This is a genomic window from Streptomyces graminofaciens (assembly GCF_030294945.1).
GTDB classification, from domain to species: Bacteria; Actinomycetota; Actinomycetes; order Streptomycetales; family Streptomycetaceae; genus Streptomyces; species Streptomyces graminofaciens.
Window position 1 is genome coordinate 7,012,252 of record NZ_AP018448.1, and the last position, 25,690, is coordinate 7,037,941.

24 protein-coding genes are annotated in these 25,690 nt (G+C 70.9%); 16 read left to right on the forward strand and 8 right to left on the reverse strand.

The window, feature by feature from the left end:
* The first annotated feature begins 104 nt into the window (after positions 1 to 104).
* Positions 105 to 848 carry an aquaporin gene (locus SGFS_RS30310; protein ID WP_286254957.1) on the forward strand — a complete coding sequence of 248 codons (744 nt, stop codon included), beginning with the start codon at positions 105 to 107 and terminating at the stop codon, positions 846 to 848.
* A 145-nt stretch (positions 849 to 993) separates the two neighbouring features.
* Here SGFS_RS30310 and SGFS_RS30315 read toward each other — a convergent pair whose 3' ends face one another.
* Positions 994 to 1,938: an SCO2400 family protein gene (locus SGFS_RS30315; RefSeq protein ID WP_286254958.1), complete on the reverse strand. Its 945-nt coding sequence runs from the start codon at positions 1,936 to 1,938 to the stop codon at positions 994 to 996.
* 384 nt (positions 1,939 to 2,322) lie between these two features.
* Here SGFS_RS30315 and SGFS_RS30320 point away from each other — a divergent pair, with 384 nt between their 5' ends.
* The 4 genes from SGFS_RS30320 to SGFS_RS30335 all read left to right on the forward strand — a co-directional run bounded on the left by SGFS_RS30320 (position 2,323) and on the right by SGFS_RS30335 (position 6,955).
* Positions 2,323 to 4,110, forward strand: coding sequence for a lysyl oxidase family protein (locus SGFS_RS30320; protein WP_286254959.1), 1,788 nt, complete (start codon positions 2,323 to 2,325; stop codon positions 4,108 to 4,110).
* Between the two features lie 189 nt (positions 4,111 to 4,299).
* A complete protein-coding gene (locus SGFS_RS30325; RefSeq protein ID WP_286254961.1) occupies positions 4,300 to 4,821 on the forward strand; it encodes a SigE family RNA polymerase sigma factor in 522 nt (173 codons plus the stop codon).
* A complete protein-coding gene (locus SGFS_RS30330; protein ID WP_286254963.1) occupies positions 4,814 to 5,482 on the forward strand; it encodes a hypothetical protein in 669 nt (222 codons plus the stop codon). The genes SGFS_RS30325 and SGFS_RS30330 overlap by 8 nt, the downstream gene beginning before the upstream one ends.
* 12 nt (positions 5,483 to 5,494) lie before the next feature.
* On the forward strand, positions 5,495 to 6,955 hold the full coding sequence (locus tag SGFS_RS30335; protein ID WP_286254965.1) for a DUF2079 domain-containing protein: 1,461 nt from the start codon (positions 5,495 to 5,497) through the stop codon (positions 6,953 to 6,955).
* Positions 6,956 to 7,155: 200 nt separating this feature from the next.
* Here the strand turns inward: SGFS_RS30335 and SGFS_RS30340 are convergent, their stop codons facing one another.
* Together SGFS_RS30340 and chvE are read right to left on the reverse strand one after the other, a co-directional pair.
* On the reverse strand, positions 7,156 to 7,884 hold the full coding sequence (locus SGFS_RS30340; protein WP_286254966.1) for a dienelactone hydrolase family protein: 729 nt from the start codon (positions 7,882 to 7,884) through the stop codon (positions 7,156 to 7,158).
* Between the two features lie 263 nt (positions 7,885 to 8,147).
* A complete protein-coding gene (gene chvE / locus SGFS_RS30345; protein ID WP_286254967.1) occupies positions 8,148 to 9,242 on the reverse strand; it encodes a multiple monosaccharide ABC transporter substrate-binding protein in 1,095 nt (364 codons plus the stop codon).
* A 253-nt stretch (positions 9,243 to 9,495) separates the two neighbouring features.
* Here chvE and SGFS_RS30350 point away from each other — a divergent pair, with 253 nt between their 5' ends.
* Together SGFS_RS30350 and SGFS_RS30355 are read left to right on the forward strand one after the other, a co-directional pair.
* Complete coding sequence (locus SGFS_RS30350; protein ID WP_286254968.1) at positions 9,496 to 9,879, forward strand: DoxX family protein; 384 nt, start codon at positions 9,496 to 9,498, stop codon at positions 9,877 to 9,879.
* Between the two features lie 98 nt (positions 9,880 to 9,977).
* Entirely contained in the window at positions 9,978 to 10,901 is a 924-nt protein-coding gene (locus tag SGFS_RS30355) for an RNA polymerase sigma-70 factor (protein ID WP_286260142.1), read from the forward strand.
* A gap of 124 nt (positions 10,902 to 11,025) precedes the next feature.
* Here SGFS_RS30355 and SGFS_RS30360 read toward each other — a convergent pair whose 3' ends face one another.
* The 4 genes from SGFS_RS30360 to SGFS_RS30375 all read right to left on the reverse strand — a co-directional run bounded on the left by SGFS_RS30360 (position 11,026) and on the right by SGFS_RS30375 (position 14,896).
* Positions 11,026 to 12,510, reverse strand: coding sequence for an MFS transporter (locus SGFS_RS30360; RefSeq protein WP_286254969.1), 1,485 nt, complete (start codon positions 12,508 to 12,510; stop codon positions 11,026 to 11,028).
* A 132-nt stretch (positions 12,511 to 12,642) separates the two neighbouring features.
* The gene (locus SGFS_RS30365; protein ID WP_286254972.1) at positions 12,643 to 14,055 is read right to left on the reverse strand and encodes a sensor histidine kinase; all 1,413 of its coding nucleotides are present in this window, start codon (positions 14,053 to 14,055) and stop codon (positions 12,643 to 12,645) included.
* Between the two features lie 37 nt (positions 14,056 to 14,092).
* Entirely contained in the window at positions 14,093 to 14,320 is a 228-nt protein-coding gene (locus tag SGFS_RS30370) for a hypothetical protein (protein ID WP_286254973.1), read from the reverse strand.
* A 42-nt stretch (positions 14,321 to 14,362) separates the two neighbouring features.
* Complete coding sequence (locus tag SGFS_RS30375; protein WP_286254975.1) at positions 14,363 to 14,896, reverse strand: GtrA family protein; 534 nt, start codon at positions 14,894 to 14,896, stop codon at positions 14,363 to 14,365.
* A gap of 277 nt (positions 14,897 to 15,173) precedes the next feature.
* Here SGFS_RS30375 and SGFS_RS30380 point away from each other — a divergent pair, with 277 nt between their 5' ends.
* The 3 genes from SGFS_RS30380 to SGFS_RS30390 all read left to right on the forward strand — a co-directional run bounded on the left by SGFS_RS30380 (position 15,174) and on the right by SGFS_RS30390 (position 19,498).
* Positions 15,174 to 15,533 carry a DUF952 domain-containing protein gene (locus SGFS_RS30380; RefSeq protein ID WP_286254977.1) on the forward strand — a complete coding sequence of 120 codons (360 nt, stop codon included), beginning with the start codon at positions 15,174 to 15,176 and terminating at the stop codon, positions 15,531 to 15,533.
* Between the two features lie 398 nt (positions 15,534 to 15,931).
* Positions 15,932 to 17,917, forward strand: coding sequence for a hypothetical protein (locus SGFS_RS30385; RefSeq protein WP_286254979.1), 1,986 nt, complete (start codon positions 15,932 to 15,934; stop codon positions 17,915 to 17,917).
* Between the two features lie 135 nt (positions 17,918 to 18,052).
* Positions 18,053 to 19,498 carry an FG-GAP-like repeat-containing protein gene (locus SGFS_RS30390; protein ID WP_286254980.1) on the forward strand — a complete coding sequence of 482 codons (1,446 nt, stop codon included), beginning with the start codon at positions 18,053 to 18,055 and terminating at the stop codon, positions 19,496 to 19,498.
* A 237-nt stretch (positions 19,499 to 19,735) separates the two neighbouring features.
* On the opposite strand, the gene SGFS_RS30395 is transcribed toward SGFS_RS30390, so the two are convergent.
* Positions 19,736 to 20,731 carry a helix-turn-helix transcriptional regulator gene (locus SGFS_RS30395; RefSeq protein WP_286254981.1) on the reverse strand — a complete coding sequence of 332 codons (996 nt, stop codon included), beginning with the start codon at positions 20,729 to 20,731 and terminating at the stop codon, positions 19,736 to 19,738.
* A 185-nt stretch (positions 20,732 to 20,916) separates the two neighbouring features.
* On the opposite strand from SGFS_RS30395, the gene SGFS_RS30400 reads away from it, so the two are divergent.
* The 6 genes from SGFS_RS30400 to SGFS_RS30425 all read left to right on the forward strand — a co-directional run bounded on the left by SGFS_RS30400 (position 20,917) and on the right by SGFS_RS30425 (position 25,522).
* Positions 20,917 to 21,222, forward strand: coding sequence for a hypothetical protein (locus SGFS_RS30400; protein WP_286254983.1), 306 nt, complete (start codon positions 20,917 to 20,919; stop codon positions 21,220 to 21,222).
* A 235-nt stretch (positions 21,223 to 21,457) separates the two neighbouring features.
* The gene (locus SGFS_RS30405) at positions 21,458 to 21,619 is read left to right on the forward strand and encodes a hypothetical protein (protein ID WP_286254985.1); all 162 of its coding nucleotides are present in this window, start codon (positions 21,458 to 21,460) and stop codon (positions 21,617 to 21,619) included.
* A gap of 182 nt (positions 21,620 to 21,801) precedes the next feature.
* Positions 21,802 to 23,019, forward strand: a complete 1,218-nt coding sequence (locus SGFS_RS30410; RefSeq protein ID WP_286254986.1) for an aggregation-promoting factor C-terminal-like domain-containing protein — start codon at positions 21,802 to 21,804, stop codon at positions 23,017 to 23,019.
* Between the two features lie 144 nt (positions 23,020 to 23,163).
* Entirely contained in the window at positions 23,164 to 24,450 is a 1,287-nt protein-coding gene (locus SGFS_RS30415; protein ID WP_286254988.1) for a CHAP domain-containing protein, read from the forward strand.
* Between the two features lie 119 nt (positions 24,451 to 24,569).
* Entirely contained in the window at positions 24,570 to 25,265 is a 696-nt protein-coding gene (locus tag SGFS_RS30420; protein ID WP_286254989.1) for a hypothetical protein, read from the forward strand.
* A 32-nt stretch (positions 25,266 to 25,297) separates the two neighbouring features.
* A complete protein-coding gene (locus SGFS_RS30425) occupies positions 25,298 to 25,522 on the forward strand; it encodes a hypothetical protein (RefSeq protein WP_286254991.1) in 225 nt (74 codons plus the stop codon).
* The last annotated feature ends 168 nt before the right edge of the window (positions 25,523 to 25,690 follow it).

The window sequence follows — 25,690 nt, forward strand, 5'->3', positions numbered from 1 at the left end:
TATGCAACTTTTCGGTAACTCTATGTATAGAGTGGAGGATCTGGCGAGTACGGGACTTCACAGACCGCAGTGGTCACCGGGTGCCCATCCGGGAAAGGAACGACATGGTCCGTAAATTGGCCGCGGAACTGCTGGGAACAGGAATGCTCGTGTATTTCGCCGTCGGGGTGGCAACCCTGTCGTTCGGCTTCGGCACTGCGGGGGACAGTTACGCCGCCGGCGTGGTCGCCACCGCGCTCGCGTTCGGTCTTGTCCTACTGGCACTGGCATACGTGCTCGGGCCCGTCTCCGGCTGCCACGTCAATCCAGCCGTCACCGTCGGAGCCCTGGTGGCCGGCCGAATTCCGCTGGTCGAGGCGGTCGGTTACTGGCTTGCGCAGTTCACCGGCGGCATCCTCGGGGCTTTGCTCCTGTGGGGTACGTTCGCCGGTTCACCCGGCTACAACCGTTCGACCATCGGCCTTGGGGCCGACGGCTGGGGTGCCGCCAGCACCATCCACATCAATGGAGGCGGCGCCTTCCTGACCGAGGTCGTGCTGACCACTCTCTTTGTCTTCATCGCCCTCGGCGCGACAAGCAAGACCTCGAATGACACCGTCGCAGGACTGACGATCGGGCTGGCGCTCTCCGTATGTCACCTCATCGGGATTCCGATCACTGGAACGTCGGTGAACCCCGCCCGCAGTCTCGGTCCCGCCCTCATCGTCGGCGGGACAGCCCTTTCCCAGGTCTGGCTCTTCATCATCGCCCCCCTCATGGGTGGCATCCTGGCCGCCGGCCTCTACATGCTGATCTTCCCGAAGTCCGAACCCGTCCAGCGTGAAACCCTGGTCAGCGGCGCCGGCTGAAGAGTGTCCTGCCGCCGCGGAAGGCCCTGAGGACGCGCGGTCAGTCGTCCCCGGCGCCCGAGCCGGGGCTCCGGCTCCCAGGAGAGCGGCCCCGCAACGGCCGCAGGGCCCTGTGTCACCTGTCGTCAGCCGGTGTCACCTGACGTCAGCTGATGCAGATCACGAGCAGGCAGAGCCCCGACGAGGACGAGGAGTCGGACGAGTCGCTGCCCGAATCCGACGTACCCGAGTCCGAGCCGGTCGAGCCGGTGCCGTCGCTGGCGCTGTCCCCGGTGCCGGAGCCGGTGCCTGATCCGGTGCTGTCGTCGGTGGCGGGGGGCGTCGTCGTCCCGTCCGTAGCCGTGTCCGAGCCGGTGCCGGAATCCGCACCCGACCCCACGCCCGTGTCGGCGCTGGTTCCGCTGCCGCTGCCGCCCGAGGACTGGTCGGCGCTCTGTGCCTGCCGCGAGGACGGGGTGTTCGTCGACTGCGTGGAGGCCTCGGAGTCCCGCTCCACGAGCGGCAGGGTCGTGCGGGGGCGGCCGTCGGGGTAACGGCCCTGCGGGGCGCCCGTGTCGGTGTTCCGCGCCCGCCCCGTGTCCGGGGATCCGTCGCCGGAGCCGGACGACGACGGCGGGGTGTACTGGTCCGCCTCGTCCTCGATGCCGCCCATGCCGGTGGTGTCGGGAGCCGTGGCCGCCTGCGTACGGCCGCCGCCGCTGCCCTGCCGGTCCATCGAGGCCAGCGTCAGACCGCCCCCGACCAGCGCCACGGCGGTCGCGAGCACGGCCTTGCGCTTGTTCTTCTTCCAACGGGCCACCTGGCGCCGGCGGGCGGCCCGGCCCTGGGGCGCGGAGGGCGCGCCTTCGACATCGACACCGGTGTCCACGTCGGCATGGGTGTCGCCCGCATCGGTCGGCGGAGCGCCGTCGTGCCAGGTGTCCGGCACCCTCGGCGTCTCCGGTACGGCGGTGAACTCCCACGTCGGCGCCGCCATGGCGATCGGGGCCACGGCGATCGGCGCCGGGGCTATGTCCGGGGCGTACGCGCCGCACCCGGGGCACACCAGGGCGCCGTTGAGGTGCCGACGGCACGAGGTGCAGTAGTCCATCGCTGTCTTCCTGAGTCGACATGCCGTCGGCCCACCGGACCGCGGCCCGGTCACATGTCACGCGCGAACCTTGCGGTTTCGCAAGTTCGTTCGTGGGATCGAGCGGCCTGTCACGCTAACGAGCCTTTCTCCGGAGACTGTGGAGTACGTGTGACGCTCCTGCGCGGATTCGGGGCTTCTCCTGAGAGACCGTGGCCCTCACGCCACACCCGTTCTGGTGATTTTCTTACCCAACAGGCAACCCACGCACGGCATTCACCACTCTCACAGGTCGCCCACAGGCCTGGTTCGGCTTCGGCTTCGGTGCACGCGGGGTGCTTGGGGGAGTGCCCGTACCGTCCCGGCCGCGCCGGTCGTGGGTTGCCCAGTCCGATGCCATTGACCATGGCACTCGCAGACGAGGAATCGATGACCAGTCAGAAGACGAGTCACCACGACAGCCAGTACGACCGTCACCAGGACAGTCACCACAACGCTCACCACCAGGGTGGGGACCGCGGCCGCGCCAGGCGTTCGGGCCTGGCCGCGCTCGCGGCGCTCACCGTCGTGGCCGCCGTGGCCGGAGCCGCTCCCGGCGCCGGAGCGGCCGGCAAGGCCAAGGCCGCGGCCGGTACGCCGAAGCTCAAGATGATCGCCGCGTCGAAGTCCGTGACGGCCTGGCGCTGGAACGGGGAGAACGGCCCCGAGGTCGGCCTGGACCTCGGCACGTACCTCACCGTCGACGGCGCGCCGCTGGAGTTCAAGGTGACCCGGAAGTCCTACAAGGACCCCGTGGTCGCCCAGCAGATCTTCCACAAGGGCAAGACGACGACGGCGAAGAAGCTGCCCGCCGGGCTGGTGAAGGACTTCTCCGGGCTGGCCGGCTTCCTGGAGGTGTCGATCAAGGACGCGTCCGGCAAGGAGGTCGTCAAGCAGAAGGGCACCTTCTGTCCGAACAACGCCTCCGGCCGTATCCGCCCGGACGCCCCGGCGACCCCGCACTACCCGCAGAGCTGCCCGACCAACCCGTTCACGCTGGGTTCGGTGTGGGGCGTGGAGAAGGGCTGGGCGGCCAACACCAGCGCGATCGACTACGACAAGCCGGTGGACATCCCGGCGGGTGAGTACACGGCGAAGGTCGGGGTCGCCAAGAAGTACCGCGACCTGTTCGGCATCCCCGACGACCGGCCGACGATCAAGCTGACGGTGAAGCAGGTCGACGAGGGCGAGGGCGGTGGGGGCGGTGTCGGCGTGGCCCCGCAGTCCTCCGCCCACCACGGCGGTGCCGACGCGCCCGCCTCCGGCCACGGCGCCCACTCCTACGGCCCGAGAGGCGCCGACGCGCCCACGGCCCCGGCGCTCTCCCACGCGCTGGAGGACCTCGGTCAGGCCGTCCACCTGGGCGACGGGAAGGGCCACACCGACGGCTCGCGCATCGCGCCCGCGCTCAAGCCGGCCGCCCAGCGCCCCACCGGCAAGGCGGGCGCCCCGAAGAACATCCCGATGCCGGACCTGCGCTCGCTGCCGGCCTGGGAGATCGCCGTCACCGACGGCGAGGACGGCGACGTACCGGGCAAGGACTACCTCGCCTTCGCCGCCAACGTCTGGAACGCGGGCCCGGCGCCCCTCGTCGTGGACGGCTTCCGCAAGCCGGGCGCCGAGCTGATGGACTCGTACCAGTACTTCTACGACGCCAAGGGCAAGCAGGTCGGGTACGCCCCGGCGGGCACCATGGAGTGGGACCCGCGCGTCGGCCACGAGCACTGGCACTTCACCGACTTCGCCAGCTACCGCCTGCTGAGCGCGGACAAGAAGGACATCGTCAAGAGCGGCAAGGAGGCGTTCTGCCTCGCCAACACCGACGCCGTCGACTACACGGTGAAGAACGCCAACTGGCACCCGTTCAACACGGACCTGGAGAGCGCCTGCGGTGAGCAGAACTCCATCTCCGTGCGCGAGGTCCTCGACGTCGGCTCCGGCGACACGTACACCCAGTACCGCCCCGGCCAGTCCTTCGACGTCACGGACCTGCCGAACGGCACGTACTACATCGAGGTCATCGCCAACCCGGAGAAGCGGCTCAAGGAGACCAACTACAAGAACAACGTCGCGCTCCGCAAGGTCGTCCTGGGCGGCACGCCGGGCAAGCGCACGGTGAAGGTCCCGCCGCACGACCTGATCAACGCCAAATAGGTCGTAGTCGGCCCCGGCGGTCTGTACGACACTGTGGTGCCCCTGGGCTCCGTGCTTCGGCGCGGACCCCGGGGGCACCGTGTCGTCTCCGGGCGTTCTCCCCGGTGAGAAAAGTCCGGTGGCGTGTCAACCGTCCCGCCCGTCCCCGGCGTACAGCACATGGAATGTGACCACCCACCGGGGAGCCCTATGACCGACGAGGAGTTCGAGGAGTTCTACACGTACTCCCGGCAGTCTCTGGTGGGACAGCTGTACCTGATGACCGGTGACCTGTACGAGGCGCAGGACGTGGTGCAGGAGGCGTACGTCCGTGCCTGGACCCGGCGGGCGCGGCTCGACCGGGACGCCGGGCCCGAGGCCTGGATACGCACGGTCGCCTGGCGGCTGGCGATCAGCCGCTGGCGGCGCCGGGGCCGCTCCCTGGACGCCTGGCGGCGGCGCGCGAGCGGGCAGGCCGACAGCGCCCCGGCGCCCGAGCCCGGCACGGTCGCCCTGGTCGCCGCGCTCCGGCGGCTCTCGGAGCGGCAGCGGCGGGTCGCGGTCCTGCACTACGTCTGCGATCTGAGCGTCGACCAGGTCGCCGCCGAGACGGGTATCTCCCCGGGCACGGTCAAGACCCACCTCCACCGGGCCCGCGCGGCCCTCGCTCCCCAACTGGCCGATGTGTCCGAACTGTCCGGCGGAGTCCTGAAGGAGGACCAAGGTGTCTGAACCCACCGAGGCCCGGGGCGGCACGGGCGGTCCCGCAGGGGCCCAGGCCCAGGCCCAGGACCAGGCCCAGACCCAGGCCCAGGACGCCGCCCTCGCCGTCGCCCTCAAGCACGCGGCCACCGATGTGCGCGCCCGGCTGACCCCCGTTCCCGTCGCCCGGATCGCGGCCCTCGGCGTACGCCGGCGCCGCCGGAACCTGGCAGTCGTGGCCGTGTGCGCGGTGTGTGTGCTGGGCGCGGGGGGCGCGTTCGCGGCCGTACGGCTCGCGCCGGAGCCGCGCCCCGCCGCGCCGGTGTTCACGCCGAGCCCGAGGGTCAGCGGCGGCACCGCCTCGCCGTCGCCGTCCGGGCCCGACTCGTCCCCGTCGGGGCCGGTGGAGACCCCGAGCGGCTCCGGCGACCCCGGCGGCGACGCCTCCTCCGGTCCCCCGGTCTCCTCGTCGGACCCCACCCCCTCGTACTCTGGCCCCGAGAGCCATGTCCCCGGCCGCGACCCGGCCGACGCGTCGCCGGATCCCGAGGAGTCGCCGGATCCCGAGCAGTCGGCGGACCCAGAGGGGACGGCGGTCCCCGAGGAGTCGGCTGAGGCGACCGGTTCGTCGTCGGGCACGGTGAAGGCGTCGTCCGTCCCCGCCACCCACGTCCAGTCCTCCGGCTCGTAAGGCCCAGCATCCATGCCCACGTCCCCGACACCGGCGAGCACCGAACCCCGGACGGCGCCGGTCACGACCTTCCCCCCGTGTGACCGGCGCCCCCAGTCCTTCGACGGCCCCCGCCCCGAACGCCGCGCGGGCCACCGCGACCCGTACCTCCTCGCGGTCGTCCTCTTCGTCGCGTACGCCACCACCTCCTACGCCCGCTACCGGCACCTCGCCACCCGCTCCTGGGACCTCGGCATCTTCGAGCAGGCCGTCCGGGCGTACGCGCACCTCCAGGCGCCGATCGTCGACTTGAAGGGGCCGGGCTACAACGTCCTCGGCGACCACTTCAGCCCCGTCACGGCCCTCCTCGCCCCCCTCTACCGCCTCTTCCCGTCCCCGGTCACCCTCCTCGTCGCCCAGGCGGCGCTCTTCGCGCTGTCCGCCGTACCGGTCACGCGCGTGGCCGCGACCCTGCTCGGCCGCCGCAGCGGACTCGCGCTCGGCGTCGCGTACGGACTGTCGTGGGGTCTGCAGCGGGCGGTGGACTTCGACTTCCACGAGATCGCGTTCGCCGTACCGCTGATCGCGTTCAGCCTGGAGGCGGTCCTGGAACGCCGCTGGCGCCGGGCGCTGCTCCTCGCCCTGCCGCTGGTCCTGGTCAAGGAGGACCTCGGCGTCACGGTGGCGGCCATCGCGCTCGTCGTCGCCGTACGCGCCCGGCGCACCTCCCCGCCGACGGTCCCGTACGCCCTCGGCATGGCGGCCTTCGGCGTCGCGGCCACGTTCGTCACGCTCACGACCGTGATCCCGGCCTTCAACACGACGGGCGGCTACGACTACTGGAACAAGGTCGACGCGGGCTTCGGCCTCTTCGCCAGCTTCGACGTCAAACTCCGCACCCTCGCCTGGCTGCTGATCCCGACCAGCGGCCTGCTGGCCCTGCGCTCACCGCTCGTGGCCGTCGCCCTGCCGACGCTGGGCTGGCGCTTCCTCTCCGGCGACGACCACTACTGGGGCACGGACTGGCACTACAGCGCCGTCCTGATGCCGGTCGTCACCCTTGCCCTCGTCGACGCGCTCACCGTCACCCGGCACAGCCCGCGCCCCTGGCTGCGCTCGTACGCCGCCCGACTGCCCACGGCGGCCGTGGCGGCGGCGCTGGCGCTGACGACGTCCCTCCCCCTCGCCGCGCTCACGGAACCCGAGGCGTACCGCACGCCCGAGCGCACCACCGCCGTCGAACGGCTCCTGTCCGAGATCCCGGACGGCGCGACGGTCGAGGCCAACATCGGCCCGCTGACCCGGCTGACCTCCCGCTGCCGCGTCTTCTGGATCGGCAGAACCAAGGGCCTCGCCCCCGACTACATAGCCCTCGACAACTCCACGGGCCGCTACAGAGACATCGACGGCTACGCCCGCCAGCTCCACCCGAAGGCCCGCTACACGGTGGCGCGCACGGCCCAGGGGTACGTGATCCTGAAGCGCCTCGCTTGAGCCGCCGCCACTCACCCGGCGGTGAGGTGAGCGAGTGAGTGACGGCGGTGAGCGCGCGCGGTCCGGCCCACCACCTCGGCCGCGCTGGGGGCCGTCCGGGATCGGTACGCCACTGCGTCATCACGCCGATTGCAGGACCGTCCCGGGCCGCGCCGCTGTCCGCTATCCGCTATCCGCTATCCGCTGTCCGCTGTCCGCTGTCAGGTCAGATGCCGGGCGAAGAACCGCAGCGAATCGTCCACTTCGAACGGCGGCACGTCCCCGTGCCTGCCGGGGTTGGCGTGCAGCGTCTTCTCGGCCGAGGCCAGGGCGTCGAACAAGGCCAGGCTCTGGTCCCGCGGCACCATCTGGTCGTCCCACTGGACGAGGAACTGCACCGGCACGGTGATCCGCGCGGCGTCCTCGGCCAGCCCGTGCACGCCGAGCAGGCCCAGCACCGCGGCGCGGATCCGGGGCTCTGCGGCGATGAGCGGGATGCCGAGCCCGCAGCCCATCGACAGGCCGCAGTAGCCCACGGGGCCGAGGCCGACCTGGTCGAGGCGCTGGACCGCGGTCAGGACCGTCTGCCAGTCCGCGACGGCCCGACCGGCCAGATGGCTGTGCATACCGGCGACCAGCACGCCCGGATTCCCACCGGCGGCCAGGCCGGCCCGCATCCCGGCCGCGATCCGGCCGAACTCCTCGTCCTTGGGCCGGTCACCGTGGCTGGGCGCGTCGATGGCGACGACCGCGAAACCCTCGGCGGCGTAGCGGCGCGCGCGGGACGCGGTGCCGGGGGCCGTCTTGTGCTGCCCGCCGCCGTGGCCCAGCAGGATCAGGGGACGAGTACGGCAGGGGGCTTCCGGCGTCCACAGCACGCCGGGGATCTCGTCCAGGGTGAAGAACTGTTCGGTGACGCCGTCCGACGACGTCTGGGAGGTGAAGCGCATCAGCGTTTCAAGCCTTTCGGGATGCCTTTGCGGGCGCTCCCTAGGCCATGTGGAGGAAGGAGCCCCGACCTGTGACAGCGTTGATCGGTCTCACCTCCTCGATTTCGCAGGGGTACATGGCGGCGCCGAAGCTACCACAATGATCATCAGTTCGGCTTCGACTTGGAACTGAGTGTGCACCGCCTCGTAGTCGCCGCGGGGCGACTCGCCGAGCCGGAGCCCGGGCGGCCGCCGGACTGCCCGGCGGCCCGGCCTCCTCCCGGCTACTTGAGTTCGGCGGCGGTGTAGTAGCCGCCCGCGACCAGGATCAGGTCGTAGTTGCTCTTGTCGACGCTCTCCGGCTGGAGCAGGTAGGCGGGTACGGCCTTGGCGCCGTTGTCGTAGGCCCTTCTGTTGTTCACCTTCGGTGTCTGGCCGTTGAGTATGTCGTCGACCATGCTTGCCGCGACCGAGGCGAGCTGGCGGAGGTCCTTGTAGACCGTCTGCGACTGCTGGCCCGCGATGATCGACTTCACCGAGGCCAGCTCCGCGTCCTGACCGGTGACGACCGGGAGAGCCGTGGAGCCGGAGCCGTAGCCGTGCGACTTCAGCGAGTTCAGGACGCCGATGGAGATGCCGTCGTAGGGGGAGAGGACCGCGTCGACCTTCGCGGTCCCGTACGACTTGGAGAGGACGGCGTCCATGCGCCGCTGCGCGGTGGGTCCGTCCCAGCGCAGGGTGGTGACCTCCTTGAGCGCGGTCTGGCCGGACCGGACGACCAGCTGCTTGTTGTCCAGGTAGGGCTGCAGGAGGTGCATCGAGCCGTCGAAGAAGTACTTGGTGTTGTTGTCGTCGGCGGAGCCGGCGAACAGCTCGATGTTGAACGGTCCCTTGCCGTCCTCCAGGCCGAGTTCGTCGATGATGTAGCGGGCTTGGAGCCGGCCGACCTGCTCGTTGTCGAAGGAGACGTAGTAGTCGACGTTCTTGCTGTCGAGGATGAGGCGGTCGTAGGAGATCACGGGGATGTCCGCGGCGGCGGCCTGCTTGAGCACGCCGTTCAGCGACCTGTTGTCGATGGCCGCGATGATCAGTGCGTCGACGCCCTGCTTGATCAGGCTGGCTATCTGCGAGACCTGGGTGGCCGGGTTGTCCTCGCCGTAGACCAGTTTGGACTTGTACCCCTTGTCCCGCAGGTCCTCGACGACGCTCTTGCCGTCGGTGAGCCAGCGCTCGGAGGCCCGGGTCGGCAGGGCGACGCCGATGGTGCCGCCCTCGGAGTCGCTCCCGGACCCGTCCGCGCTGTCCTGGCCGCAGGCGGACAGGGTGAGGGCGAGGGGGGCGGCCCCGATGGCGGCGAGGACGGTTCTTCGGTTGGGCATGCTGATCGTTCCTTGTTCTTCTCGACGTTGAGAGGAGGACGGCACATCTGATGATGCTTCTGATTCCGGCGCTGTGCAGGGCACTTGCGCTTTCACCGTTCGAAATGTCGCCACATGGTCGGAATGCTGGCGTGACCCTAGGAGGGGGTGCGCGGGGTGTCAACGACATGACCAGGGATCGGGGGGATGTCACAGGCGGGGTCGCTGTCTCGTCGTACGAGGTGACAGACACACCTCGATGAAGGAGTCGACGATGAACCTCGGGCTGTGGATCGCCGCCGGAGTGCTGGCCGTGGTGGCTCTGTCCGGCGGCCTCGTCAAGTCGTTCGTGCCCAAGGAGAAGCTGGCCGGGCTCAACGGCGCGGGATGGACGCAGGCCTTCGGCCCCGGGTTCGTCAAAACCCTCGGTGTCCTCGAACTCCTGGCCGCGCTGGGCCTGATCCTGCCCGCCGCGCTCGGCGTCGCACCGGTCCTGGTGCCGGTGACCGCCGTCTGCTGGGTCGCGCTGATGGTCGGCGCGATGATCACTCACGGTCGGCTCGGTGAGGCCGGGCTCGTGGTGCTGAACCTCTTCTATCTCGCGCTCGCGGTCTTCGTCGCGTGGGGTCGCTTCGGCCCCGAGTCCTTCGCCGGATGACGGGCAACGGGGCGGGATTCGATGATGACCACCAACTTCGGGCTGATGAGGCTGCGAGTTCGGGTTCGGGTTCGGATTCGAGTTCGAGGAGGGAACGTCTGAGCAGGACCGAGGAGTTCCAGGAGCTGCGGCCGCTGTTGTTCTCGATCGCCTACCGGATCCTGGGCAGCGTGAGCGAGGCCGAGGACGCGGTACAGGAGACCTGGCTGCGCTTCGAGGCCTCCCCGACCGAGCCCAGGTCGGTCAGGGCCTACCTCTCGGCCGCGGTGACCCGGGTCGCGATCGACGTACTGCGCTCGGCGCGCGTCAGGCGGGAGGAGTACGTCGGGCCGTGGTTCCCCGAGCCGCTGCTCGCCGACCCCTACGAGGACCCGGCGCGGTCGGCGGAGCTGGCCGACTCGGTGTCGATGGCGGCCCTGTTGCTGCTGGAACGGCTCAGTCCGCTGGAGCGGGCGGTCTTCGTGCTGCGGGAGGTGTTCGACTTCGGGTTTCCCGAGGTCGCGTCGGCGGTGGGGCGCTCGGAGGCGGCGTGCCGCCAGCTGGCGGTGCGGGCGCGGCGCCACATGGCCGCGGGCCGGCCCCGCTTCGAGGCGGACCGCGAGGAGCGGGAGGAACTGGCGTCACGGTTCTTCGACGCCCTCCGCGAAGGTGACGTGGTCGCCCTGCGGGACCTGCTCGCCGCCGATGTGTCGATGGTCGGCGACGGCGGCGGCAAGGCCCCGCAGTTGTCCAGGGCGGTCGTCGGCGACCGGAACGTGGCCGGGCTGCTCGCCTCCGTCTTCCCCCGGATGATCCGGATCGACGTGACGCTCGAACGCCACGAGCTCAACGGCCGGCCGGGCGCGATCGTCCGCGACCGGGACGGCAGGGTCCTCCACACCCTGGCGCTCGACATCCTCGACGGCCGGATCCAGACCATCCGCTCGGTGATCAACCCCGACAAGCTCGGCCACCTGGGCCCCGTGGCGGACGCCTGGGCCGTCGACCGCGAGGTGAGACGGCCTCGCCCGCCCGGCGCCTGATCACCTCCGATCAACGCCGGGCCGGCCGTGGTGGCCTGTCAACGACGAATTGCTCATGGCGAAGGCCCCGTACGGCATACGCGCCGCACGGGGCCTTCGCCCTACGGGTTCGGTTCGGGTCGGGTCAGGCCTTGGCTGTCTCCGGGAGTTCCGCCCGCTCCGCCGGGCCCTCGGACGCCGGGACCTCGGTGGCCGCGCGGCGCTTGGGGATGAAGGAGGCGAGGAGGAAGGCGAGAAGGGCCGCTCCGGCGCCGATCGCCATGACCACCTTGAAGCCGTTCTCGGACGGGAGGGCGTAGCCGCCGAAGTCCGTGGTCATCTGGGCCAGGATGACGCCCGCGATGGCGCTGGCGAAGGACGTGCCGAGGGAGCGCATCAGGGTGTTGAGGCTGTTCGCCGCGGCCGTCTCCGACTCCGGCACCGCGCCCATGATCAGCGCGGGCATCGCGCCGTAGGTGAAGCCGACACCGCCGCCGATGACGCAGGAGACCAGGATGAGGTGCCAGACCTCGGACATCAGGACGATGTTCAGGGAGTAGCCGGCGGCGACGATCAGCGCGCCGATCATCAGCGTGACCTTCGGGCCCTTGGCCTTGGTGATGCCCGCGGACACGGCCGACATCGCCATCATCACCAGGCCCTGCGGGGCGAGGACCAGACCGACGGTGAGCATGGACTTGCCGAGGCCGTAGCCGGTCTGCTCGGGCAGCTGGAGCAGCTGCGGCAGGACCAGGGACATCGCGAACATCGAGAAACCGAGCGCGATCGAGGCCAGGTTGGTGAAGAGGACCTGCGGGCGGGCGGTCGTACGGAGGTCGACCAGCGGCTGCTTGGCGCGCAGCTCGTAGAAGCCCCAGGCCAGCAGGATCGCGACGGCGGCGGTGCCGAGGCCGAGCGTGGTGGCGCTGGTCCAGCCCCAGTCGGCGCCCTTGGAGACGGTCAGCAGGAGGGAGACGAGACCGGCGGAGAGGCCGAGGGAACCGAGCAGGTCGAAGCGGCCGCCGGTGCGGACCTTGGACTCCGGGATCACCGTCATGACCAGCAGGAAGGACAGGGCGCCGAGGACGGCGGAGGTCCAGAACAGGATGTGCCAGTCCCAGTTGTCGGCTATGAACGCCGCGGCCGGCAGACCGAGGGCACCGCCGACACCGAGCGAGGCGCTCATCAGCGCGGTCGAGCCGGCGAGGCGCTCGGCGGGCATCACGTCACGCATGATGCTGATGCCGAGCGGGACGACCGCCGCCGCCAGACCCTGTAGGGCACGGCCGACGACCATCGGGACCAGGGAGTCGGCGAGCGCGCACACCACCGAGCCGGAGACCAGCAGCACGATGCTGACCAGCAGCATCTTCCGCTTGCCGAACATGTCGCCGAGCCGGCCGACGACCGGGGTGGCCACGGCCGCGGCGAGCAGGGTGGCCGTCACCGCCCACGCGGTGTTCGACGCCGAGGCGTCGAGCAGCCTCGGCAGCTCGGGGACGATCGGGATGACCAGGGTCTGCATCAGCGAGACGACGATTCCGGCCAGGGCCAGCACCGCCACCACGGCGTTCGGCTTCGGCGGGCCGGCTGCTCCAGCGTCGGTGGGTCGGGCAAGGGCGTCGGACATGGCACTGCCTCCGTCAGGAGAGGGGAGAGATCGAGGAACTGGAGAGGGGAGTCAGATGGCTCGCGGGGCGACCCCGGCCCGCTTGTTTGCTTGACTCACTCAACGATATGCGGATTGCTTGACTTACGCAAGCTAAATGCGGCGCGGATGGACGGGGCGCGCCGAGGAGGGCGCCGAGGAGGGCGCTGAAGAGGGCGCTGAAGAGGGCGCTGAAGCGGGTGATGAGGAGAGCGCCGAAGAGGGCGACGGCCGCAGCAGTGGCAGCTCCGTGGCCACCTCGAAGCCCCCGTGGGCACGGGGCCCGACCCTGAGATGGCCCCCGACCAGGAGCGCCCGCTCCCGCATCCCGATGAGGCCGTAGCCACCGCCGGGCCGGGGCGACGACGGGCCGCCCGGCGCCGCCGTACCCGCGTCATTGGTGACGGTGATGCGCAGCCGGTCCGAGAAGTAGGTGAGCCGTACGACGGCCGTGTCGACGGCGGCGTGCTTGGTGACGTTGGTGAGCGCCTCCTGCACGATGCGGTATGCCGCGAGTTCCGCGCCGGCGGAGAGCGGACGCGCCTCTCCCGCGGCGATCACGGCGACCGCGAGCCCCGCGTTCACGAACGAGGCCGCCAGCTCCGGAAGTCGGTCGAGACCGGGGGTGGGTTCCAGGGGTCTGTCCGGGTCGTCGCCCTGGCGCAGCAGTCCGACCGTGACCTTGAGTTCGCGCAGCGCCGAGGCGGTGGTGCCGGTCAGCTCGGTGACCAGCGCCGCCGCCTCGGCCGGCCGGGCGGGCAGTTGGCGGGCGACGGCGCCGGCCTGGAGGTTGGCGAGGACGAGATGGTGGGCCACGACGTCGTGCAGATCCCGGGCGATCCGCATCCGCTCTTCTGCGACCCGCCGCCGCGCCTCCTCCTCCCGTGTCCGCTCCGCGTGGTCGGCCCGTGCCTGCACGGCCTCCATATAGGCGCCGCGCAGCCGGGCCGCGGTACCGAGGGCGGTGGGCAGCAGCAGCCAGGCCGCGGGACCGAGCAGCTTCAGTACGAGCGGCTCGTCCACCGGGCCCGCGATCAGGCCGGTGGCCACGAGCAGGGCGATGCCGGTGAAGGCGTAGGTGTTGGCGGTCCTGCGGCCGGTGCGGATGGCCAGCGAGTACAGCGAGACCATCAGCGGTGCCAGCAGCAGGACGGTGAGGAGGTAGCCGAGCGCGGACGCGGCGATCGCGCAGAGGAGGGTCAGCGCGGTCGTCGTACGGGGATGGCTCCGATGCCACAGCAGGGCCACACAGGCGACCCCGGCCAGCACCACGCCGGGCCACCACGGCACTTCCAGGTCCTGCCCCGGAAAGGTGATGAGACTGCCGGGGAACGAACAGGCGAAGAGCGCGACGGCGACGACCGTGTCGACGAGTCGGGGGCGGTTCTCGGGCTCCCGCGCGGCCAGGGCCACGCCTGGGGAGGTGGAGGAGGAGGGGGCGTACGAGGTGGGGGAGGGGGTGGGGCTTCGTCGGCCCGGCGGGGGTGTGGCGGGAGTGGAGGGCGTGGCGGGCGTGGAGGGCGTCATGGTGTGGGTCCTGGTCGCGATGCGCCTGGCGCCCGGCCTATGCCTGAGGCTGTCGGCCGTACGGGGTGCCGTCCAGGTGGAAGACGCGGACTCCGGCCACCGAATGTCGGGGCCCGGGTATGGGCCGTCCGGCGTCGGGGAGGTCGATCACACCGATCGCGCTGATCGCGCCGGTGGTGCTGGTGGTGCTGGTGGTGCTGGTGGTGCCGGTGGTGTGGATGGTCCGGGTGGTCCGGGTGGTCCGGGCCGACTTCGTCTCGGGCATGGCTGCTCTCTTTCGGGGTGGGGCGGTGGACAGGGCGGGGCTTCAGGCGGCGGCGGAGACGGGTGCCAGGCCGTGGCCGACGTTCAGGCGCAGGGGCTGGAGCTGGGGGCGAGCGCCGGACGCGGCCTGGGGCCGTACCGGCTCGGTGCTCGGCTTGCGGCCCGCGGTGAAGACGAACAGGCGAAGGACGAGGAAGCGGCCTGTGCCGGCCAGGCCGGAGGCGCCGAGGTAGACGATCTGCTCGGTCAGCATCCCGGGCGACGACTGCACCAGGTGCAGGATCAGCATCGCGACGCTGGTCACCACGTACGCGGCCGCCGCCGAGCCCGCCGACTGCCAGTGCTCGCGCCAGCCGGCCCGCCGCCCCGACCCGAAGGTGAAGCGGGCGTGCAGTTCGGTGCACAGGACGGTGGAGGCGACGGTGATCACCGCGTTCGCCACCACCCAGGGCATCCATCCGGCGAACAGCGCCACCGCACCGCTGGAGAGGACGCCGATCCCACCGCCGAACAGCACGAAGCGGGCGAAGGAGGCGAGCGGACCGGGTGCGGTGGGGGCCGCGGCGGTCTCGTTCATGGCGTTTCCTTCCGGGGGGAGAGGCGGGCCTCTGGCATGTCTGCGGGGCTTTCGCCGCCACAAGGTTGCTTGACTTACTCAATCATAACTGGAATTGCTTAAGTTAGGCAAGTAGATTGGGAAGAGGGGCCGATCTTGGCCGTTCACGACCGGGTCAGCGGTTGTCGTGGGCGAGCTGCCACCAGACGGAGTCGAACCAGTGCCGCGCGCTCTCCATGAACATCGATCCCTGCGAGCCGACCTGCCCCGCGCGTCCCCCACCAGGTATAACCGGCGCATGATCTACCACATAGTCCCCCTCGCCGCCTGGAACGCCGACCCCGACCGCCCCTACGCACCGGCCTCCCTGGCCGAGGACGGTTTCGTCCACTGTTCTCCGGACGAGGAGATCACCCTCGTCATCGTGAACGACTTCTACCGCGACGCGCCCCGGCCGCTGCTGGCGCTGCTCATCGACGAGGACAGGCTCATCTCGGAGTGCGTGTTCGAGGCGGCGGTTCCCGGCCCGCCGCCCGGTGTCCCGGAGGGCACCCTGTTCCCGCACGTGTACGGGCCCGTCGACCGCGATGCCGTGGAGCGGGTCCTGGAGGTGCGGTGGGACGAGGAGGGGTGGGCGACCGGGCTGGCGGAGGTCTGAGCGATGCCGGGCCTGGCGGAAGTCCGAGCGAAGCCTGAGCTTGGCGGAAGTCCGAGCGATGCCGGGCCTGGCGGCAGTTCGAGCGAAGCCTGAGCTTGGCGGAGGTCTGAGCGATGCCGGGCCTGGCGGCAGTTCGAGCGAAGCCTGAGCTTGGCGGAAGTCCGAGCGAAGCCGGGCTTGGCGGACGTCTGAGCCAAGCCGGGCCTGGTGGAGACCTGAGGAAACCTTGATCGTCTCTAGACCATCCCGACAGCAAGGCGTTCAACCAGGCCAGGTAGCGTCACCACGACGGACTTCCCCACGAGGTCACCCCCAGTTTCACCCCCCAGTTTCACCCCCCACGCTTCACCCCCCACGTCGAGTTCCACCAGCACCACCCACCACACACAGGAGCCGTCGTGGCACCGAGTACCGCACACATACGTCGACCGAGAGCCGCCGCCCTGGCGCTCACCGCCGCGGTGGCCGCCGTCACCGCCCTGGTCCCCGCGCTTCCCGCGGCCGCCGCCGGATACACCGCGGCGGCCGGTCCCTGGAGCGCCGCCACCACGCTCACCGGCGCCGACGGGCAGCAGACCCTGATCGACGTCAAGACCGCCGGCGACGGCAGCACGTTCGCGCTGTGGCGCGACCGGGCGGCCGACGGCACCCACTGGGACTACGACATCGCTGTCAAGGCCGCGGGAAGCAGCACCTGGGGCGCCTCCCACACCCTGGCCACCGGCCGCGCGAGCACCTCTCCGGCGGTCCTGACCGTGACGCCCACCGGGCAGGCCGTCGTGACCTGGGTGGAGGGCCGGGACGCGGACGGCGACCTGGCCGCCGTCGCCGCCACCTGGACCCCGGCGGCGGCCAGTTGGTCGGAGCCGGTCCCGATCGCCTCGTACCCGAACGGCACCTACCTCGGCCTGCCCCGCCTCGCCTCGGCCGCCGACGGCACCCTCACCGCCGTGTGGGACCAGGGCGAGTTCAACGACTACAAGGTCATGACGGCCACCCGAGCCCCGGGCGCCACCACCTGGTCCACGGCCCAGCCGCTCGCCTCGGTCACCTCCGGTTCCGTCTACGACCTCGCGGTCGCCGTCACCCCCGACGGCTCGGCCACCGCGGTGTGGGACGTCTTCAACCAGGCCGCCGACGGCAACCAGCACACCACCTACACCGCCACCCGTGCCACGGCCGACGGCAGTTGGAGCGAGGGGACCGTGCTGCCCGGCGTCGGCTACACGGACGGTGTCGTACAGGTGACGTCGGACGCCAAGGGCGCCACCACCGTGCTGTGGCGCGGCCCGAACGCCGCCGAGAACGGCACCGACCTGAAGTCCGTCACCCGGACCTCCCCGTCCGCGAACTGGGGCGCTGTGCAGACCGCGGTCGCGTCCTTCAACTACAGCGACGGCAGCGACCCGCTCACCGCGCCCAACGGCGACCTCACCTATGTGTGGGTGGGCTGGAGCAGCGCCGACGGCGAGCCGGTCGTACGGTCGGTCACCCGCTCCGCGAGCACCGGCGCCTGGTCCGCGCCGAAGACGCTGTCCACCGGTTACGTCACCTGGGACGTGGACGCCTCCATCGGCGCCGACGGCACCGTCCAGGTCGTCTGGCCGCAGACGCCGAGCATCGACAACGGCAACGACCACTACCTTCAGTGGGCGGTCCGCGCCGACGGCACCTGGAGCAAGGCGACCGCCCTCAACAGCGAGCCCGTCCCCGACGTCTCCAGCACGGAGGCGCTGTCCGGCGAGATCGCCGCCGGCCCCGACGGCCGGGCAACCGTCCTGTCCCGCAAGGCCGTGGGCAGCGGCGACTACACCAGCCAGGTCTCGGCCCAGTGGCAGACCCTGCTGACCAAGCCGGCGATCACCTCGAAGGCCACGCTGAACGGGACCGTCCGTACGGGCTCAAAGGTGACCTGCGACGCCGCCTGGACCGGTACCGGCGCCAAGGTCGCCTGGTCCTGGCTGCGCGACGGCACGGTCATCTCGGGTGCCACGGGCAAGACCCGCACCCTGACCGCCTCCGACTACAAGCACAAGGTGTCCTGCCGGGCCACGGTCACCAACAACGCCGGGTCGACGCGCTCCACCTCCGCCGCCGTCACGGTCGCGGTCGGCCCCGCCCTGAAGGCCACCACGGCGCCGACGATCACCGGCACGGCCAAGGTCGGCTACAAGCTCACCGCCGCCCACGGCACCTGGTCGCCGACGGCCACCTCGTACTCGTACGTCTGGAAGCGCGACGGTACGACCATCACCGGCGCCACCAAGTCGACGTACGTGCTGGTGAAGGCCGACAAGGGGCACAAGATCACCGCGAAGGTGACGGCCAAGCGGTACGGCTGGACGAACGGTTCGGGGACGACGGCCGCGGTCACCGTGCGCTGAGAGAGCCCCGCAGGTGAACGGGGGCGCGCGGCTGTCGAGTCGAGCGCCCCCGTTCACCCCGTCTTCCGTCCCGTACAACCCTTTGTGCACCAAGGGGGTCGTACGGGCGTCGGATTCTCAGACGGGAGCATTACGTTGCGCAGACGCACCCTGACCGTGGCCACGGCTGTCGCCGCCCTCGCCCTGGCTGTCACCGGGCTCGGCGCGCCCGCGGCCGTCGCGGCGCCCTCCGGTCTGGCGGACGACTTCAACGGCGACGGCTACCGCGACCTCGCCATCGGCACGCCCAAGGCGAGCGGTGGCACGGTCACCGTCCTCTTCGGCTCCGCCGCAGGCGTCAGCCACACCCGTTTCGTGAACGTCACCCAGAACACCCCCGGCGTGCCCGGCACCTCGGAGGGCGTGGACAAGTTCGGCGAGAACGTCACCAGCGGCGACGTGAACGGCGACGGCTACGCCGACCTGATCGTCGGCGCCCCCGGCGAGGAGGTCACCGGCAAGCCGCGCGGCTCGGTGACGATCGTCTGGGGCGGGGCGAGGCCGTTCACCTCCGGCGGCATCGCGCTCACCGCGCCCACCGCCGAGGCGGCCGGCTTCGGCGAGGGCGCGGCCTTCGCCGACCTCGACGGGGACGGCACCGGCAACCTGACCGTCGTCGGCACCGACACCTTCTGGTGGTACGCCGACGGCACGCCCACGCAGGACGGCGCGTTCGGCCCCGAGATGGACTTCCTGCCGGACGGCGTGCAGTTGGACGGCATCGTCGCCGGCCACTTCTCCAGCAAGGACGGCAGCAACGGCTTCGAGTACGTCCTGCACGGCCGCCAGTCCGATCCGGAGGGCTTCCCGGCCGGCAGCCACCTGGGCGTGCTGCGCGGCGGCCCCGGCGACATCGGCTCCTCCTACTCGGTCCTCAGCGAGGACGGGACGACCGGCTCCCTCGCGTGGTGGTCGTCGGCCATCGCGACGGGCGACATCAACGGCGACGGCTACGAGGACCTGGCCACCGGCGACTCGGCGGGCGGCGACGGCGGTTCGTTCACCGTCCGGTACGGCTCGGCGTCCGGACTGCCGCTCAAGGGCAAGACCTACACGCAGGACAGCCCCGGAGTCCCCGGCACCGACGAGGAGTACGACGACTTCGGCTCGGCGCTCGCCCTGGGCGACGTGACCGGTGACGGCCGCGCGGACCTCGCGGTCGGCGCCCCGTACGAGGACGTGAACGGCAAGCGCAACGTCGGCAACGTCGTGCTCCTCAAGGGCAGTTCGGCCGGCCTGACGACCACGGGCGCCCAGTCCTTCCACCAGGCCACGGCGGGCGTGCCGGGCGCCGCGGAGGCGGGCGACCACTTCGGCTCCTCGCTCCGCCTGCGCGACATCAACGCCAACGGCAAGGCCGACCTGGCGATCGGCGCGTTCGGCGAGGACGTGCTGCCGGACGGCTACGACGACGGGGCGGCGTGGGTGCTGCGGGGCGCGTCCTCCGGCCTGACGACGACCTCGGTGACGTCCTTCAACGCGACGGACTTCGGGTACCCGGTGGTGGCGGGGCGGAAGTTCGCGGACGTGTTCGCGCGCTGACAAGGACCGGCGAAGGGGCCGAAGGAAGGCTGACACGAGGGCCGACGAAAGGGCTGACGCGAGGGCCGACGAAAGGGCTGACGCAAGGGGGGTGGGCCGGTCTCGGCCCACCCCCCTTGCGCGTGGCCTCCGACGTGGGTCAGCGACGAACACCCTGCCCTCCCTGTGACCTTGCCAGGCCCGGGAATTCTCAGCGCGCCAGGCCCGGGAATTCTCATCGCCAAGCCCTTGGGGGAGCTAGACCCGCGCCGGGAGCCAGCCGTGCTGTACGGCCCGTACGCCCGCCTCGAAGCGGCTGCGGGCCTCCAGGCGTTCCATGAGTTCGGAGGCGATACGGCGGGCCGTGCGGGGCGAGACGCCGAGGCGCTTGGCGATCGCGTCGTCGGTGTGACCCTCCGCGAGGAGGCGTACGACGGTGGCCTGCTGGCCGGTGAGGCCGTGGGCGTCGACGGGGACGGCGTCGCCCAGTGGTTGCGCCGCAACCCAGGTCGTCTCGAACAGCGCGTGCAGCGCGCTCAGCGTGCCCTGCCCGGTGAGCAGCACCGCTCCTGCCGAGGTGTCGTCGCTGCTGACCGGGATCAGCGCGGTCCTGCGGTCCATGATGATCATCCGGGTGGGCAGGGACGGCACGGTGCGGACCTGGCCGCCCAGTGACGTGAGCCATCTGGCGTGCTCGACGGTGGGGCGGTCGGCGCGGACGCTGTCCAGGTACACCGTGCGCATGCGTACCCTGCGACCGAGAAGGGCCGCGTTGAGGGGCCGGGACGCGGCCATGTTGTCCGTGGTCTGCGGTCCGCCGGGGGCGAAGGCGAGGAACTCCTCGGTCACCTCCCGGGTGAGGGCCGCCAGCCGGTCGCGGATCTGGTCCAGGCCCACCAGCTGCTCCACCTCGGGGTGACGGGTGGCCGGGCGCAGTTCGGCGTACTCGGAGATCAGCTGGGCCGCGGCCGCTCGGGAGGCCTCCAGGCGCTGCTGCTGCGCGGCGAGTTCGGCCTGCTGGCGGGCCATCAGGATCTCCATCCCGATGTCGGGCGATACCGCGCGAGGCCGCCCCCCGTCCTCGGCCGACCCCCGTACGAGGGCCAGTTCGCTGAGCGTGTCGAGCGCGTCGCGCACCTCCGCCTCCGGCACACCCAGCATCGCCGCGGTCTCGGCGACGCCCGCCTGCGGGCGCATCAGCAGCGCGCGGTAGACCCGCTCCGCGACCGCGTCCAGCCCCAGTGTCGTCAGCATGGATGACCCCCCAGTCCCCGTGATACTCAGCTCCCCCGCAGAATTTCCACAACCATTTCAAAAAGCGGAACGATCTTTCGAGACCTGCACACTGACAGGACCATGCCGTGGACGGAAGCGGCCAAGGACGGAAACGGTCAAAGCGGACGGCCGTGCGGGCGTCCCGGTGCTGGGACGGTGGAGGCATGTATCTCGTACACGCCCATCTGGAACTTCCGAGCGCCGGTCAACTCCCCTGCGGGGCCAAGGACATGATCCGCGCGGCCGCCGAGGCGGACGACCGTGTCGAGCATGTGTCCGTGCATCCCCGGTCGCCGTCCCGGCTCACCCTCGGCATCTATCTGCTCGCCGCCTGCCTGGAGGAGGCCGAACAGCGGGCCGCACGGGTCAGTCGCCGACTGTCGAGGGACGTTCCGGTGCTGCGCGGCGCCCGCCTCCTCGACGCGGCGGTACCCCTGATGCCGCTGGCCTTCGAACGGGAACGGGACTGATCACTGATCCGGCCGCCGGGCAACTTCCGTACGGGGCCGCCGTGGACGCAACCGTCCAAGTCCCCTTCCGTCCACCGGGAAACCCTTCCGCCGCACCTGGCCTGCGACGAAGCTATTGATCACCGGCCGGGACAAGCGCCACCGCGGGGCGCGAGAACGGGTCGGAGTCACCCAAGGGTGTTGGGGGAGTCCCGCACAGCACCCCCTCGTCGTCGCCGGAAGGACCCGAACAGCCGTGACCCGCACACGTATCGCCCAGGCCACCGCGGTCGCCACCCTCGCCCTCGCCGCCGCGCTCGCCGCCCCGGCCCTCGTGTCCGACTCCGGCACCGCCCCGGTCTCCGTCACCGCCGACGCGGGCTGGCAGGTCGCCCCCGCCGACGCCGGCTGGCAGTGAGCGACACCGGCTCCTGACCGGCCGCCGCCGCCTCGACGACGGCACCACACCACACGCGCATCACGCCGCACCGCACGCGCATCACGCCGCGCCACACGCGCACCGCGCTGACCACCTGCCTGAGACACCGTCAGCACCACGCCTTGCCCTGGGGGAATCGAAACGTGAAGAACATCCGTAATATGGCCACCCGAAACGACCGCGACAACGGGCGCCGTTCGCCCGCGAGAGCGGCCCGCAGGCTGGCCGGCGCGGCCGTCACCGCCACCCTGACCGCCACGCTGGTCTCGGTCACCACGGGCCCGGCGGAGGCCGCCACCACCTGCGCCGGAGGCGTGTCGATCTACGGTGTCCTCGACGACGGCAGGCTGACGTACAGCGCGATCAACCCGGCCACCGGCGACCTCGCCAAGGTCCTCGTCGGCCAGGACCTCGGCTTCGAGCCGAAGGCCATCGCCACCCTGAACTTCAACACCGTGCTGGTGACGTCGACGTCCGGGGCCCTGTACCGGGTGGACATCCGCACCAACAAGGACAGTCTCGACCTCGCGAACGCGCCGGTCCGTATCGCCGACAGCGGCTGGACCCACGACAAGCTGACCTACGACGGACACGGCCACCTCTACGGCACCACCGCGGCCGGGCTGCTGCTGCGCTACAACGTTACCGAGGCCAAGCCGGCCGGCAGTCAGCACATCGGCGCCCGTACAGAGATCGACACGGGCTTCGTCCTCAAGACGCTGACGGCGACCGGCGACGACCGGCTGACCGCCACCACCTCGGACGGCCGGCTCCTCGACTACACGATCTCCGGTGCGAACTCCTGGAAGGTCAACAAGCTGAAGGCGGACGGCTGGTCCGGCTTCGACCAGCTGGTCTCGCCCGGCGGCGGCCTCTACTACGGCCGCACCTCGGCCGGCGGCATGTACTGGTACAAGGACGCCAACCCCACCGACGGCTCCGGCAGCGACATCTCGTACCACCTCGACGACCCGGTGAACACGAGCGGCTGGTCGCAGAAGCTGCTCTCCGCCCAGCCCAACACCTACACCTGTACCACCTCCGTCGACACCGTCGACCGCGACAACATCGCCGCGGTGAAGGACGCGGGCCGGAAGTTGATGAACGACCACGAGTCCGCCTGGGCCAACTCCACGCAGTGGTCCTGCCTGGAGCGCCTGTGGGACCGCGAGAGCGGCTGGCGCTGGAACGCGCAGAACCCCTCCTCCGGCGCCTACGGAATCCCGCAGTCCCTGCCCGGCGACAAGATGGACACCGCCGGCGACGACTGGCGCACCAACCCGCTCACCCAGATCAAGTGGGGCCTGAGCTACATCGACGGCCGCTACGGCAGCCCGTGCGCCGCCTGGAACCACTCCGAGTCCCACGGCTGGTACTGAGCTCGTTCCGCGTACCGCGCCCTTCCGCGTGCTGAGCCCCTTCCTCGTACTGAGTCCCCGCCCCACCCCCCCTTTCCCAGCAGACTTCCGCCCGGTGACGCCCCGGGCCGCCCTGCCACGCGCCAAACACCAGGAGACTTCCGCATGTTCACGTCGTCCAAGGCCCTGCGTACCGCCGCCACCGCTCTCGCCGCCGGAGCCCTCTCCGCCGGAATGCTCACCGTGACCGCCGGGACCGCGCAGGCCGCCGAGGTCTGCTCCGGCACGGCCTCCGTCTACGGTGTGCTCGACGACAACCGCCTCACCTACACGGCCATCGACGCCGTATCCGGCAACCGGCTCAAGACCCTCATCGGCCCGAACCTCGGCTTCGAGCCGAAGGCCATGGCCACCCTGAACTTCAACACGATCCTGGTCACCTCGACCGCCGGCGCCCTGTACCGCGTCGATGTCCTCACCAACAACAACGCCCTCGAACTGCAGGGCATCAAGAAGATCGCCGACAGCGGCTGGACCCACGACAAGCTCACCTACGACGGCATGGGCCACCTCTACGGCACCACCTCGGCCGGGCTGCTGCTCCGCTACAACGTCACCGAGGACAAGCCGGCCGGCTCCCAGCACATCGGCGTGCGTACGGAGATCGACTCGGGCTTCGTCCTCAAGACCCTCACCGCCGTGGGCCAGGACAGACTGCTCGCCACCACCGAGGCCGGCCAGCTCTACTCGTACAAGATCATCGGCGGCGCCTGGAAGCGGGACAACCTGAAGGCGGACGGCTGGTCGGGCTTCAACCAGGTCGTCTCGCCCGGCGGCGGCTTCTACTACGGCCGTACCTCGGCCGGCGGTATGTACTGGTACAAGGACGCCAACATCTCCGACGGCTCCGGCAGTGACATCGCGTACCACAACAGCGACCCGGTCGACGCCTCCGGCTGGACCCAGACGCTGCTCTCCGCCGCTCCCCGCACGGTCAGCTGCAAGGTGGTCAACACCCTCGGCCAGGACATCGCCCGCGACGCGCTCAACGAGGTCGGCAACGACTTCTCCGACTACGACTTCACCTACGCCCGCGCCTGGTGCGCCGAGTTCGGCAAGTACATCTGGGCCGGCAACGACGTCGACTACGCGAACGAGCTCGACGCGGGCGCCATCAGCTTCCGCACGTACGGCCTGGCCCACGGCACCTACCGGACCGGCGCCCCCAAGGTCGGCGACGCCGTCCTCTACGACAAGGACGGCAGCCTCACCGACGGCGAGGCCGACCATGTGAACCTCGTCGTCGCGGTCTCCGCCGACGGCAAGCAGATCCAGACGGTCGGCGGCAACGAGAGCCACGAGGTCCAGAAGAACGGCTGGTTCAACTGGGACACCGCCTCCAGCCCGGTCGGCGCGGGCCCGGCCCTGGCCTTCATCTCCCCGGTCGGCTGACCCCTGTACCGACACGGCCCTGCCTCTCCCTCCGGAGCGGCAGGGCCTCGCGTCGTCCGGCGACAGGGCGGGAATAGGCTCACGGTTACTCACGGTCCCGGACGAAGGGAACGTACGGCATGACGAACAGCGCACTCCCGGACGAAGTACCGGACGAAGCACCGAACGAAGTACCGGACGAAGCACCGAACGAAGCACCGGCCGGAGCACGGGACGAAGCACCGGCCGGAGCACCGGGGGAGGCAGTCGGCGGAGTCGCGGACGGCGGGGACGGCGGCAGCGGGGGCGAGGGCAGCGGGGGTGGCGGGGGCCGTGCGGGCGGTCCGAGGTTGGCCGCCGAGCTGACCACCGACGACGTATGGGCGATAGCGGACTTCCTCCTCCCCCTCCTGGAGGCCACCGAACGCTCCCACGCCCCCGGCACCGAGGAGCACCGCACCGCCTCGGCCCTCGCCGAATCGGTGGCCGCGCTCACCCTGACCCTGGAACACGCCATCCGAGGCGGGGGCCACGGCCGGGTCCGTGTACTCGCCGACGCCCCGCCCCCCAGAAAACCGTCCGAGGAGGAACTCCGACTACGCGCCGAACACCGCCTGACCCAGATCCGGGAGTCATGGAACCACCTCTGCGCCATCGCCGGTTTCTGGAAGAACGTTCCCGGATACGACCCCACCCGCTGGCAGGAGGTCCGGTTCCGCGACACCGAGGAACGAACGAGGTACGAGCGCCATGCGGCTGAGCTGCGGGCGAGGGGGATGCTCGGGGAGCCGTGGGTACCGCCGGGGACGGAGCCGGGGCTGGCGACAGGAGGCTAGGGCCCCAAGTCGAACGCCCGCCGGGGAGTCGTGTGCACCGTACCGACGACGACCGAGTGGCCGTTCCTCTACGACTGTCCCGGCAGGGGGAGCACGCCACGGGCGCCGTGCTTGTGCTCTCCCTGGTCGACGCCGAGCACCCGCACGCCTCCCTGTGCCGCGTCCTCGACGGCCACCCCGCGCCCCCGGCCGCCCCCGACTGCCGCCGGCCCGTCCAGGCCTCACCCGGCACCACGCACACTGTGGGCCGCGCATGATCGGGTCTGCATGGTCTGCTCAGACCTCCGGGAAGGGCCGGACCTCATCCACCGCCCGCAGCAACCGCGGCGCGCCCACCGACTTGGTGTGAACACACAAACTCGCCTGCCGAGGGATAGCCGTGGGTGGCTCATCACGTCGTGACGGTTGCCGAGAAGGGGAGGGTC

Bases quoted from the DNA above. Each gene is read 5' to 3' on its own strand.
- SGFS_RS30310 (WP_286254957.1), top strand. From the start codon at position 105: ATGGTCCGTAAATTGGCCGCGGAACTGCTGGGAACAGGAATGCTCGTG.
- SGFS_RS30315 (WP_286254958.1), bottom strand. From the start codon at position 1,938: ATGGACTACTGCACCTCGTGCCGTCGGCACCTCAACGGCGCCCTGGTG.
- SGFS_RS30320 (WP_286254959.1), top strand. From the start codon at position 2,323: ATGGCACTCGCAGACGAGGAATCGATGACCAGTCAGAAGACGAGTCAC.
- SGFS_RS30325 (WP_286254961.1), top strand. From the start codon at position 4,300: ATGACCGACGAGGAGTTCGAGGAGTTCTACACGTACTCCCGGCAGTCT.
- SGFS_RS30335 (WP_286254965.1), top strand. From the start codon at position 5,495: ATGCCCACGTCCCCGACACCGGCGAGCACCGAACCCCGGACGGCGCCG.
- SGFS_RS30340 (WP_286254966.1), bottom strand. From the start codon at position 7,884: ATGCGCTTCACCTCCCAGACGTCGTCGGACGGCGTCACCGAACAGTTC.
- chvE (WP_286254967.1), bottom strand. From the start codon at position 9,242: ATGCCCAACCGAAGAACCGTCCTCGCCGCCATCGGGGCCGCCCCCCTC.
- SGFS_RS30350 (WP_286254968.1), top strand. From the start codon at position 9,496: ATGAACCTCGGGCTGTGGATCGCCGCCGGAGTGCTGGCCGTGGTGGCT.
- SGFS_RS30360 (WP_286254969.1), bottom strand. From the start codon at position 12,510: ATGTCCGACGCCCTTGCCCGACCCACCGACGCTGGAGCAGCCGGCCCG.
- SGFS_RS30365 (WP_286254972.1), bottom strand. From the start codon at position 14,055: ATGACGCCCTCCACGCCCGCCACGCCCTCCACTCCCGCCACACCCCCG.
- SGFS_RS30370 (WP_286254973.1), bottom strand. From the start codon at position 14,320: ATGCCCGAGACGAAGTCGGCCCGGACCACCCGGACCACCCGGACCATC.
- SGFS_RS30375 (WP_286254975.1), bottom strand. From the start codon at position 14,896: ATGAACGAGACCGCCGCGGCCCCCACCGCACCCGGTCCGCTCGCCTCC.
- SGFS_RS30380 (WP_286254977.1), top strand. From the start codon at position 15,174: ATGATCTACCACATAGTCCCCCTCGCCGCCTGGAACGCCGACCCCGAC.
- SGFS_RS30395 (WP_286254981.1), bottom strand. From the start codon at position 20,731: ATGCTGACGACACTGGGGCTGGACGCGGTCGCGGAGCGGGTCTACCGC.
- SGFS_RS30400 (WP_286254983.1), top strand. From the start codon at position 20,917: ATGTATCTCGTACACGCCCATCTGGAACTTCCGAGCGCCGGTCAACTC.
- SGFS_RS30410 (WP_286254986.1), top strand. From the start codon at position 21,802: ATGGCCACCCGAAACGACCGCGACAACGGGCGCCGTTCGCCCGCGAGA.
- SGFS_RS30415 (WP_286254988.1), top strand. From the start codon at position 23,164: ATGTTCACGTCGTCCAAGGCCCTGCGTACCGCCGCCACCGCTCTCGCC.
- SGFS_RS30420 (WP_286254989.1), top strand. From the start codon at position 24,570: ATGACGAACAGCGCACTCCCGGACGAAGTACCGGACGAAGCACCGAAC.